A 14,296-nucleotide genomic window follows, 5' to 3' on the forward strand; every position below is an offset into this window, starting at 1 on the left:
AATGAAAACTATGAGTAAATTCTTGTTAGTTACACTGATTTTATTTATGGTTAGCTTAGGCTGTGTATCGGCGGCAGATGTTTCAGACAATGGAACAAGTCATACAATTCAAAAAGATACAAGTCAAAGCACAGATATACAAAGTATTAGTAATATTAATAACACTATTAGTAATACTCATAATATTAAAACAACCGTAAATAAAAAAGAGAATATAAAAACAAGTAATAATAAAACAACGAAAAAATCAACTAATAAAACGTTGAAAAAATCATCTTATACAATAACTAGCGATAATTACAACTTATACTTCAAATACAACAAAACACAAAACAAAACAAAAAGTACAAACTTAGTGCAGGCCGGTGACACAATAGACTTACAAGGTACATTCACAAACATGAATTTCAGTATAGATAAATCAAACATTACACTTACCAGTACAAACAAAAATGCTAAATTATACAACTGTACCGTAAACGTTGAAGGTTTAAACTCAACAGGTGCAGTAATCAAGAATTTAACAATTACTAACAACAACTACTATGGTAGTGGAATCTATGTTAACAAAACAAAGAACATTACAATCACAAATAACCATATACACGTATGGGGTCCATTTGCATTTGCATTAGCGGCAGATCAAATGAATAATAGTCGTGTTTATGACAATTACTTCCAGACATCATGTCGTGAAGATATGAATCGTACCCATACAGCAGCAGCATTTGGATTATGTTACTACAATAACATTGACAATAACACAGTTGTAAGTGACCAAGCAAACGGTATATATTTCAGTGTATATGGATCAGGACTATTCCAAGGAGGTTACTGTGATTATAATAACGTAACTGGAAACTATGTTACAGGTGGAGACACCTCTTGGAGTTATACTATTCAGATAATGGGTACTGAGAACACAATACGTAACAACTATGTGAAAGAAGGATATAGGGGAATATCTACTCAAGATTTCACAAATAATTACATTATAGGAAATGAAGTAAATGCTACAGCAGAAGGTATCTATGCATGTGAAGGAGCTATAGTTTCTAATAACATAGTTCATGTAAACACAACAACAGTAGGTATCACTATTGGTGGTGAAGGAGTAATCCTTAATAATAATACCATAACTTCAAATAGTGGATCATGTATTAGAATTATGGCAGGTAAAGCTATAATAACAAATAATAATCTATGGTCTACATCAGGAAACGGAATATACGCTAAAGGTGCATACAAAAATATCACAATTAGTAATAATAATATTACTAGTGGAAAAATAGGCATAGTATTCAAAAAACAATCAAGTAGTAAAAAAATAAATTATGTAAATGTTACAAACAACAGAATTCAATCATATGATGAATATGCTATAGACTTCTCAGAAGCAGGTGCAAGAAATGAAGAAGATGCACATGTATATGTAGCAGAGTCAAATGTATTAAATTGTACATCTGGACAAGGATTAGACTTAGCATACCTACCTCCATCATCAGGTACATCTGAAAACTTACCAGATTCAAATAAAACATATATAATTACAGAAGACAACTATTACACATACTTTACCGATGAATATACTGTTAATACCAACAAAGTATTAAAGAATGATACACTCATCCTACAAGGTACATTCACAAACAAAAACTTTACATTCCCAATAAAAGTACATGTAATAGGACAAAATTGTACAATATATAATGGTACAGTAACATTCACAGGCGATGCTCACGCATCCTCAATAACTAACGTAACAATTATTAACAACAGATATAATTCACCAATTATCAATGTACATGCTATTGAAGTAGTAGAAGTAAATAACTGTAATATCACAAACATTAACATCAATAACTATGATAAATGGGAAAGCTTTGGAATATTTTTATATTCATCAAGTGGTAACACTGTAACAAATAACACAATATTCACATCTGGTGATTACGTAAACTACGCAATATTTGTATATGCATCAGATCTTAACAATATAACAAATAATATAGTAAGACTAAACCAAAGTAATATACCTATAGAATATGATTCTGAAATCATGTTTGATGATAGAATCGGCGCTGTTCAAGAGGTATTACATAATTATGGAATTATTTTATTATATTCCTCATACAACACAATTAACAAAAACGATGTAAATGTAACATCACAATTTGATAAGTACCAATTCCCGGTGGACACTTGTAAAAACAGTGTTGTAGGTATAGATGTTTATTATGATAGTAATTATAACTTTATAACAAACAATAAAATAACAGTAAATAGTTATGGACCATATGAATATGGTATGGGAGTCTTAGGAGCACCATGGGGAAGTTCAATTAGTTCATTAAATGCAACTAATAACACATTTAGAAATAATAATGTAGCAGTTAATGGTGGATACTTTGCTACTGGATTTATAGCAGGATTAAATAGTGTTAACACAATAGTAGAAAACAATACATTCAACGTAAATGCATTACATAACTCCACAGTCCGAGGAGATTATGCTTATGGATTAACATTAGAACATTGTCTTAACACAACATTCATAAATAACAAAATGAATGCAAGTGCAGCATCATTATACACTATTGAATTATTTGATACTGACAATAACAAAATAATCAATAATACATTCTATGGAGAAGCAACAAATCCATACGGAGTTGCTGGATATGAATCATCATTTAATAGAATTATCGGTAATAATATTACTATGAGAGGTGCTGATTATGGAAATACATCCAGTGCATTACACAGTGATGCGATTCCTTTCGGTAAAAATGGAATAATGTTTATGACAAGAAGTTTCAGTAACACAGTAATTAATAACACAATAGATAATAATGCAAGTCCATATGCAGTGAACTTAACCTCAGATACTGTTAATAACACAATAACTGAAAATTCAATAAGGTCATCACAATATATTGGAGATAATGCAGTATTAAATGATCATAAATCAAACAAAATATCTCATAATTTCCTATACTTCACAAATATCACAGTAACACATGTAAAAGGCACAGTAGGCCATCCAGTTACTTTCACAGCAAACGTTAATTCAACAACTGATGATTTAAAAAATTTAACAGTTGTATTTAGAATAGGTACTACTATAATAGGTTCATCAAATGTAACAAATGGTGTAGCAACTATTAGATTTAATGATACAAATCTATTAAAACCTACAATATACACAATAATTGCATCAGTATCAGGAACAAATTTCCAAAATGCAACTAATACAAATTCATTAAATTTAAACAAGACTAAAACAAGCAGTATAGTTAATGTAAATAATGTAACAGGATTACCTGGATCAACAGTTACAATCAATGCAGAAATAAAAGATAATTATGACGCTCAATTAACTGGAAATGCTACATTTATATTAGATGGAAAAACATTAGGAACTACTAATGTAACTTTAGGAAAAGCATCATACACATATAGAATACCAGCAAATGCAGAAAGTAAGGCATATAATATAACCGTTGTATACAGCGGAAATGATGATTACTTTGCATCTAATGGTACTGCTAAATTATATGTTCAAACTAAAACTGTAGCAACTGTAAGCAGTGTAACTGGAATAATTGGTAATCAGGTAACAATTACATCTAGATTTACTGCAAATGGAAAAGCAATAACTTCTGGAACTGTTACAATATATGTTAACAATTCACTAGTCGGAACTGCAAAAGTATCCAATGGAATAGCAACATATAAATACACAATACCATCAACATTAGTTGCAGGAAAATATCCGTTAAATGTAACATTTGATGGAACTAATCTCTTAACAAAATCCACAGCACATAATAACATCACAGTAAACAAGGCAGCAAGTACAATAAGTTATACAGCAACCCATGTCAGAGTTGGCGAACCAACAACATTAAACATAATAATATCCGATAAAGCAAAAACATTCAATGGAAATAGCGGTAGAGTAACTTTAATGATAAATGGTAAAGACCTAAAATATACAAATGGAACAGTAATCAGTGCAACTGTAAACAAAAATGGAACAGCAAGATTCAAATTTACAGCTCCAAGCACATTACTAGGAAAAAACAATATAACAATAAAATATTATGGTAATAACCAGCTAAATAGCAGTACCTCCACATACAAAAATGGTCTTGTAATCTATACCGGACAAGTATATTATGTAGCAACTAATGGTACAAGCAAAAATGATGGAAGAACACCAGAAACACCATGGAACTACACATACGCATTTGACACGATAAAAAATAGCAAATACAACAATTCAACACTTTACATCTTAAACGGAGTATACAAAATTAATAAAACTGTTACATTTAACACCAATGTAAATCTTAAAATAATAGGCTACGACAATGTAGTATTTGATGGAAACAATAAGAAAATTAGCAGCTTTAACATACAAAATGGATTAATATCCCTAGAAGATATAACATTCACAGGATTTAAAAACACACCTATCATAAACAGAGCACCAAACACAACAATAAATGGAAACACATTCATAAACAATAAAGGAAGTAATGGTGGAGCAATAAGCAACTATAATGCAAACAATGCTTTAATAACAGACAATGTATTCCAAAACAACACAGCTTCATATGGAGGAGCAATATACAACAGAGGAAACAACACAATAATAACAAATAACCAATTCACTAAAAACAATGCAACTATTTCCTCAGGAGCAATATACAACCTAGGAGTAAACACCAAAGTAACAAACAACCAATTCACAAATAACACAGCTAAAACTCTTGGTGGAGCAATAAATAACTGGGATACTAAAAACACAGTAATAACAGGTAATAAATTCAACGGTAACAAAGCTAACTATGGTGGATCAATATACTACAGAGGATCAACATTAAAACTCAATAAAAACAACATGACAAATAACACTGCACTAGTAAGTGGTGGAGCAGTATTTGTAATAGGTCAAAATAATAATATAACAAACAACAATTTCACACAAAACAAAGCAAAAACTGGAGCAGTAATAAATAATTTAGGAACAAACATAAACATAAAATCAAACATTATGCAATATAACACTGCAACTTCATTAGGTGGAGCAATCAGTAACTGGAATGCAAAATATATAATAATAACAGGTAACAGAATACACCACAACCAAGCACAATATGGTGCAATATATCTTAGAGGAACAAATATAACAGTACAATCCAATAACATATACAACAATAAAGCAACATCAAGTGGAGGAGCAATCTACAACATAGGAACCAACAATACTATAACCGAAAACACTATCAAGAATAACGATGCAAAAAGTTATGGTGGAGCAATAAACAACTATAACGCAGTAAACACGAAAATAACCAATAACAATCTAACAAGTAACAATGCAAGCTATGGTGGTGCAATATACACCCGTGCAACAAACACTACAATCACAGGTAACAAAATAACAAGTAATACTGCAAACAGTGGAGGAGCAATCTTCGACATGAAACATGCTACAACAACAATAAATCATAACACAATAAAAAATAATCCAACAAAGAATGGACATGAAGAAGTATACTAGGAAAAAATAAAAGAGTGGAAGTGTTAACTATAAAAAAATTAAATATACACTTTCACCCTAATTTTTTTTATGAAATTACCAGTCCTTTTTTTCCTAATTTTCAAAAAATACTAATTTTTCACATTATTACTCCCAAAAAATCTATTAAAGTTTATTATTAGCTCTAATTCTAATTTTATAATGAAAAATTATATTATTCATAAAGTTTATATAATCAACCATATAATCAATTAATATTAAACTTAATTAAAATTATATTGTTTAATTTTTAAAGTATGATTATATAATTAAAAATAGAAGGGGTGAATAATGAATAATAAGAAAGTGTTTTTACTAATAGCAACATTAATCCTATTATTTATAGGAATAAGTGCAGTATCAGCAGCTAACAGTACAGACCAATCCGTAACAACAACTGCCCAAGATACTAATACTATTACTACCAGCACGCAGGACATACAAACAATTGAAAATAATAACGTTGATTATGCAGTAAAATCCCAACCAACTACCTCTAAGAAAATAAATACAACTTCTGCTATAAAACATGATTCAAAAAAATCATTGAAAACAGCAGAAAATATCACAGTAACCGACGGAAATTATAACCGTTATTTCAGTGGAGACTCAGGTACAAAAAATACAATAACAGCAAATAGTACTATTATACTAACAGGTTCATTTTACAACAAAACATTCTATCTTGATAAACAAGGATTAGTTCTTACAGGTTCTGATGCAACAATTAACAATGGTCAAGTATTCCTTACTGAGGATGCAATAAATTCAACAGTAACTAATTTAAAAATTGTTACAACAGGTTATCAGGATGCTATTCATAATGAAGCAATTGGCGCTAAAATTACCCATAACACCATAAACATAACTAACAATGATGACAACGGCGATTCAGACGTTGATTATGTGACACAAGGAATATATAATAACGTTGACAATGTAACTATTTCAAACAATAATGTGACTGTAAGAGGTCATGCAATGGATATTGATTGGGTAAATGGTGATCGTGCAGGCTTAGCTAATACATTCGGTATCTTTAATTGGGGAGGTAATAATGTTCTAATAGAGAATAATATTGCTGACGTTGGAAAAGCTGACGAATGTGATGGAACATATTACGGTACTATAGATGGTATTGAAATCAAAAACGGTGATAATATAACCATCAATAATAACACAGTAACCATAAGTGGAGCAAGATTTGTATATGCAATAAATGCATTAGATACTATAAGTAACATCAACATCACCAATAACAAACTACACATGACTGGTGACAGATACGTTGATGGAGTACAAATTGGTAATTATGCTACAAATTGTACAATCACAGGAAACAATGTTACAGGACATTGTTATAATACAACCATTTACACAGCAGATAATGAAGCTTTAGCATTTGGTATAATCACATCTACCATGGGTGGTGTAGGTCCAACAATAAATATGAACGTAAGCGATAATAATATTAAATTAAATGCTCCAATCGTATACAGTATGGAAATATATCAAACACAAAACTCTACTATAAGTAATAATAATATTACTGGTGTCGGTAATTATACGATGGGTATTGAACTTGCACACTCTACCAATGCTACAATCACAGGCAACTACGTGAACACTACAGGAAACAGTAATATACCAATTAATGAAATTGTTGAAGAAGTAAGACCTGGAAATACTGGAATTCAAATTCAACAAAACTCAGATAATGCAAAAATCATTAATAACACAGTCTACACAATAGATGTGGGTAATAATTCCAAAGCAGTGTCAATTAATGGAACTAATAATGTAGCTATACTAAATAATACATTATTATCCAATGATGTTACTGGTGATGAAGCTGTAACGATTACAGGAAATTTAACCAATATTACTATATCAGACAATATTAAACCAGTACTCAAAAACGATGCTATAATAAATGTAGTCGTTCCTACAAATCCACAAACAAATACTAATATAACACTTGTAGCAACAGCAACTGATGCTAAAACATCAGTCCCACTGAATGGTACAGTAGTCTTTAAGTTTAATGGTGTAACTTTAAAAGATAATAATAGTAATCCTATAAAAATTAAAATGACTAATGGTGTAGCTACTTTAAATTACACATTAAGTGGTTTTGGTGGTAAAACATATAGGGTAACAGCAGTATATGGTAACGATTCATATAATAGAATAGAATATACTACTAATATGACTATACAAAAAGTTAATGTTTCTTTCATACAAAAAGAAATAACAGCATATGCTGGTCAAAATATATTACTTAATGAAACTATTCTTGACCAAAACGGTAACCAGTTAAAAGGTACTACAAAAGCAGCTGTGAAAGTAAATGGAAAAACTATTGCTCATATGAATATTGTTAATGGTCTTCTACTTACAAATATTACTTTACCATCAGGATTACGTGCAGGTGATAATAATTTCACTATAGTACTAGGAGATAATAATAGATATTATAGTATGACTACTACATCTAAATTAGTTATTCTTAAAGAGGACCCAGTTATTTCTATTGAAAAGTTAACTGCTAAATCTGGAGAATTCATAACTCTTGTAGCACATATCACTACAAGTGTAACAAAATTGCCAGTTGCTAATGGAAAATATGTATTTAAAGTTAATGGTGGAACTATAAGTAATGTTGATCCAGAAACAATGACAGAAACTACTGTTCAGTCAATTACTAATGGAACTGCTATGCTAAGTACATATGTAAATATCTTCTGGGATGATGGTCTATATAATGTAACAGTTGTATACTCTGGTAATAATCACGTTAATTCCGGTAAATATACTGCACCAGTCTTAACAATAAAAACCTAAAACGTTTTTTAACTTTTTTATTTTTTTTTTCTTTAAATTACTCATTTTATAATTAAATTCAAAATATTTAAACTTTAATAGAAAAATTAAGACTAATTTACTTGAATTTTTATTAATAATACATAAATATATTAAATAAACTGAACTAAAATAGTATTAGTGTATTCTTATTCATTTATACTTGAATAGTTAAGATAAATAAAAATTGTTGAATACACTAAAAAGGAGTTATATGTGATGAAAAATAAGATCTTTTCATTATGTATGATACTTTTTGTACTCTTAATTTGTACTACAGTAACTGCAAGTAATCCAGAAGATGTTAATAGTACAACAGCAACACCAACAATGAATGAGATAACTACAATTAATACAGAATCAACAATATCTGAACTAACAAGTGAAACACATGTTAATGAAGTATCATTAACAACAACAAAAACCAATAAGAAAATAGATACTACTACAACATCGAAGAAAAAATCAACAGATACAACAAGTAAAACAACGAAAAAAGATACAGCAACTATAACATCAAAAGAGGAACATGCAATATCAGAAATAAAAACTGTAGCCTCTGAGAAATCATCGTTTAAAACAGGCCCAAAATATATCAAACAAGCAAAAACTTATAGTTTGAATGGAAAAGTTACCTGTGTATATAATAAAACCTCAATGACTTACGTCGGAGAGGAAAAAGACGCTATTGGAGTAGGAGGAGCAGTTATTACTGTATACAATGAAAATACAAGTAAAATAGTTACAAAAACGAAATCCGATTCATCTGGTAATTATGTAATAACAGGATTAACTCCAAATTACTACATAGTCAAATTCGAATATGGAACATATAAAACAGGTGAAGAAGAAGTTCACATCATAAATACTACTGAAAGTTTAAATTATACTTTCATACCCGATATAGCAATTATATCATACTCAGGAAGCTCGAGCGATGGACAATATAATAAATTCGAAGCCTTGAGAAAACTATCAGATAGAGTATATTTCCTTGAAGGTTATAATTTAAATAGTTCATATGATGTATCTGCTGAATGGATGTTAAGCCATACTAACTTTATACTAGTAGATATGTATGCTTTAGGAGAAGGATTCGGAGTAAATACGAACCTCATCAAAGAATCACCAGCATCACAAAATAATAAGGTTGCATATACCTTTGGTATATATGGTTCATTAGTTAACCAGTTAGGCTGGGGATTCCTAGGTAACAGTCCATACTCCATTGAAAACACATATATTGGTTCATACTGGCAAGCAGAACCTATTAAAGATGAAACTGTCATTAAAACCAATATGAAAAACATGTTAAACTATATATTCTACCTACTAGGAGAAAGTAAAGTAAATCCAACCCTAAATGGAAATACCCCCATATTAGCTGGACCACAATGGGGTATTTATTATCCTGGATACAAAATGTCTATACCAATTCCAACCAGTAAACAAATAAATCAATGGATACAAATGGACCATGGATATAATGATGATGGATCCGGAAGTTTAAACTGGATGACAAACTACTACAATCCATGGATTCTAGAACATCAAAATCCAGTAGACATATTACACAACTTTGAACAATGGTACAATAAACACGTTAAATACAAAGGACCTTTCATTGCAATTATAAGCTACTACCAAACAACACCAGAAGTAGAAGCTCTAATAAAAGAATATGAAAGAAATGGTAGAGCAGCATTTTGTCTATATCAATATGCAACAACAAGTCCAACCATGACAGAATTACTAGACATTGCAGTAACCAATAAAAGCGGTTTATCCCGTGGAATTAGTGCTGCTAGTTCCTTATATTCATGGTCCACATCATATTCACAAATGTCAACAAACATAACTGTAGAAACTTATAAACACACAAACATAACCATTCTAAATGCTTTAAGTGGTATTAGTAAATATAGTTATGAAAGTGAATATGGACCACAATCTGAATGGACATATAAAGTAACAGTTCCTCAGTTTGAAGGAGTTATTGGTGCACTGCCAATTTCTTACGTTGAAGATAATGGAACAACTGTAATTATCAAGGAAGGTGTGAAAAAGCACGTTCAACTAGTACTTAAATGGGCACAACTTAAAGAGAAAAAGAATTATGATAAAAAAATAGCTATAATTCTATATGACTACCCACCAGGTAGAGCAAACATAGGTGCATCATATCTTGATGTATATACCAGTGTACATGATTTACTAGTTAAAATGGCTGATGAAGGTTATAATATTGGAATGAAAAAAAGTGAAATTCCAACTACTGAAGAATTAACTACACTACTCATTGACATAGGTAACAAAGGAAACTGGGCAAAAGGTCTCCTTAATACATATGTTAAAGACCATTATGCAAACCTAACTAAAAATCATCAGTTGATAAGTAAAAGTGATTTCCAAAAAATGTATGATGAATTACCAGAAAATCTTCAAAAACAATTAGTTGCATGTTGGGGAACAGGATTAGGTAATGGTTCAATGATATACAACAACAGTTACCTAGTTATACCTGGTATTTACTTTGGTAATATCTTTATAAGCATACAACCAGCAAGAGGATGGGATTCCGTAACCGATTATCATAGTGATGCATTAGCACCACCACAACAATATGTTGCATTCTATAAATATTTATATAAATATTATAAAGGAAAAACAGGTAATAGTGTAGATGCAATGATAAGTATGGGTACACACGGAACCCTTGAATGGTTACCAGGGCGTACATTAGGATTACAAGCATCAGACTGGCCATTCCAGTTAATTGAGGCTCCAATCATATATCCTTATATTGTATCAAACCCTGGAGAAGGTATGACTGCAAAAGAAAGAAGTTTTGCACAAGTAATTACACATATGACACCAGTAACAACAGCTTCAAAACTATATGATGAATATGCAGACTTAAGTGATGCTATATCAAATTATGATAGTAACAAAAAAACTGGTGATTTAAGTAACGTTGAATATTATAAAGAATTAATATTAAACCTTACATCCACTGGTGGTTTTAAATCACCTGACTTCTTAAGAATGAGTGAAAACATCACACTATACAATGAAGTAAAGGAAATTGGTGACCAAGAAATAATGAGTATATGTAAAAGTGCAATACTTAACCTATCCCAAAGTCTTAATAAATCAATGAACGGTTACTATAATTATACCTTAAAAGGTAACATGACCTTTGATGAATACTTAGAAAAAATGTATAATTACACAACTAGTGATGAAGCTTTCGAAGACTGGCTATCCACAATACATCAAACTATAGAGAGTTTAAGTGGAGATACTATAAACTATGGTGTACATACATTGGGATATGTCTGGAACGATACTGAAATGGTTCAAGGAATAACTAGCATTGCATCATCACGAACAAGTATACTGCAAGATATTATGAATATTTACTATAATATCGATGGAAATTATTATGATAAAATAAAATCCGTTGATTTTACAGAACAACAGGCAGCTATTACTTCAACACTTGAAAGTATTGTAATGAGATTAGTTGATAATGCAACTGTTGAAAATGCTAAATTAATGGCTAGAGAACAAAACCAAAACGAAAACAGTAGTTTCTATAATGATCTCTTACAAATAGTAACTTTCATAAATGAAGTTCGTGATAACAAAGAATGGGCATCTATTATGAACGCTCTTAGTGGTGGATATGTAGAACCAGGATTATCTGGAGACCCAGCATTATCTGATGTATTACCTACAGGTAGATCAATGTATTCTAGTGATACTACAAAAATGCCTAGTAGAGCTGCATGGTCTACTGCTGTTAAATCAGTAGATCAAATACTAACACAATACATGCAGGACCTCGGAGAAGATACATACCCAGAATTAGTTGGGGAAGTAATATGGGGTACTGAAGTACTTCGTACAGAAGGAATTAGTCTAGCTCAATATCTATATTTACTAGGAGTTAAACCAACATGGGATCAAAGCGGAAAAGTAAATGGTACTGAGGTAATACCACTTCAAAACCTTACTATAACAATTGATGGTAAAATATATCAACGTCCAAGAATTGATATCTTTGCTACTATTGTATCCAATAACCCATACTGGTTAAGCTTATTATACAATGCAGTAAACCAAGTGAATAATCTAAATGAAAGTATTGAAGACAATTATGTTAAAAAACATTATGCCCAATTTAATTCCACATATAGATTATTTGGTCTTAATGGAGCTAAATTAGAAGGTACTGGTGTATCAGATTTACTTAACAACATTGCATCATGGCAAAATTCAACTGAAGGTGTAGCTTACGAACAAGCAAGTGTATACGAATCAAGATTATGTAATGCATGGACAGTGAATTCTGAGGGAAAAATAGTAGTAATTCCAGGACAAAGAGACCTCTTTGCATATCTATTATCCAAAGTTAACCTGATAATGCAAGATATGGACAGTACATGGAGATACATAGATTCAGACGATTACACAGACTGGTTTGGAGGACTCCTGAATGCAGCTAATGTACATGGAGCAATTCCAAACACTATGTTGATAGATATACGTAACAGAAACAATATAATTTCAAGCACAATTTCCAAAGAAGTCAGTAAAGAAGTAATGACAACAATCACAAATCCACAATGGTTACAAGCAATGACTTCCTCCGTTGGTGGATGGAACCAACTATCACAAAACTTTGAAAACTTAATAAAAACAATATTCACAACACAAGGATATGAGGAAGATAAAAACGGAAAAGCAATCCATAGAACAACAAGTGGAAACTCAACAGGTGCAATTAGCCAAGAATTATTCACAAAAAGCATGAAAGTTATAGTTTACAGTGAATACTTAATAGGTGATGCTAACTATAAATCATATCCCCTTCAATCAATGCTAGGTTGGGGTATGACATTAGCTATGAACAACTATTGGAAAACAACTGATAACAAATTACTAAAAGATCTTATCCAAAAATACGTTGATAATGTAAATAAATGGGGAGTAGCATGTTGTCACCACACATGTGGTAATGTAAATCTCCATGAATGGATACTGAAACGAGGATCTGCATTAGGTGTTAAAGGTTTAGAAAGATATTCACAACAATACTACTCAGCAACAAATACTGGAACTGTACTAGGTACCGGTGATTCTGGAACTGGTGCAGGATCAGGTAGTGGAACCGGTAGTGATACTGGCGGTGAAAACGGTGGAACCAATGTTGGAGGAGACAGCTTCAAAGGATATGGTGACGCTGGAGTATCTTCAGGATCAGGAGCTTACGCCGGAGCTGCAAGTTATGCTGGTTCAAGCAATGGTAATGCAGCAAGTCAAATGAGTGGATCTAGTACTGGATCAGATTCAGGAAATAGTGGAAACAATAATGGACAAAATTCTGGAAATGGAACTGATAATGGTTCAGGAAATAGTCAAGGTTCATCTAATTCCGGTTCAAGCTCTGGAAGTGGAAATAGTACTGAATCAGGTAGTTCTGATGTAGGTCAAGGAGCTAACGGAGGATCCGTATCCTCAGCTAGTTCAGCATCAAGTAGTTCAGCATCAAGTAGTGGAGCTACAAGTGCTACTGCTGCAGTTTATGCTGTATCCTCAAAAAGTGGAGGACAAGCAGCATCTTCACAAGCTGAAATATCTCTAGGATACATTTTAGCAATTGTTTTAATTGCAGTATTCTTCTTTACCGGATTTACAAGAAAATCAGCGCGTCAAGAGTAATGTATCATATATAATAAAATTATATAATAACAAAAAAACCCCCTTTCTTTCTTTTATTTTTTTATAAAAAATAGATTCTAATTTTAGTAGAAAAAGAAATTTCATTTTATTAATTTA

The 14,296-nt window shown here is 31.2% G+C and carries 3 protein-coding genes; all 3 read left to right on the forward strand.

The window, feature by feature from the left end; all coding sequences use genetic code 11:
- The first annotated feature begins 1 nt into the window (after position 1).
- The gene (locus tag OTK55_RS00445) at positions 2 to 5,572 is read left to right on the forward strand and encodes a beta strand repeat-containing protein (RefSeq protein ID WP_274869908.1); all 5,571 of its coding nucleotides are present in this window, start codon (positions 2 to 4) and stop codon (positions 5,570 to 5,572) included.
- A gap of 309 nt (positions 5,573 to 5,881) precedes the next feature.
- Entirely contained in the window at positions 5,882 to 8,434 is a 2,553-nt protein-coding gene (locus OTK55_RS00450; RefSeq protein ID WP_274869909.1) for a beta strand repeat-containing protein, read from the forward strand.
- Between the two features lie 237 nt (positions 8,435 to 8,671).
- Positions 8,672 to 14,179 carry a cobaltochelatase subunit CobN gene (locus tag OTK55_RS00455; protein WP_274869911.1) on the forward strand — a complete coding sequence of 1,836 codons (5,508 nt, stop codon included), beginning with the start codon at positions 8,672 to 8,674 and terminating at the stop codon, positions 14,177 to 14,179.
- The last annotated feature ends 117 nt before the right edge of the window (positions 14,180 to 14,296 follow it).

The organism is Candidatus Methanosphaera massiliense (assembly GCF_028890305.1).
Classification (GTDB): Archaea; Methanobacteriota; Methanobacteria; order Methanobacteriales; family Methanobacteriaceae; genus Methanosphaera; species Methanosphaera massiliense.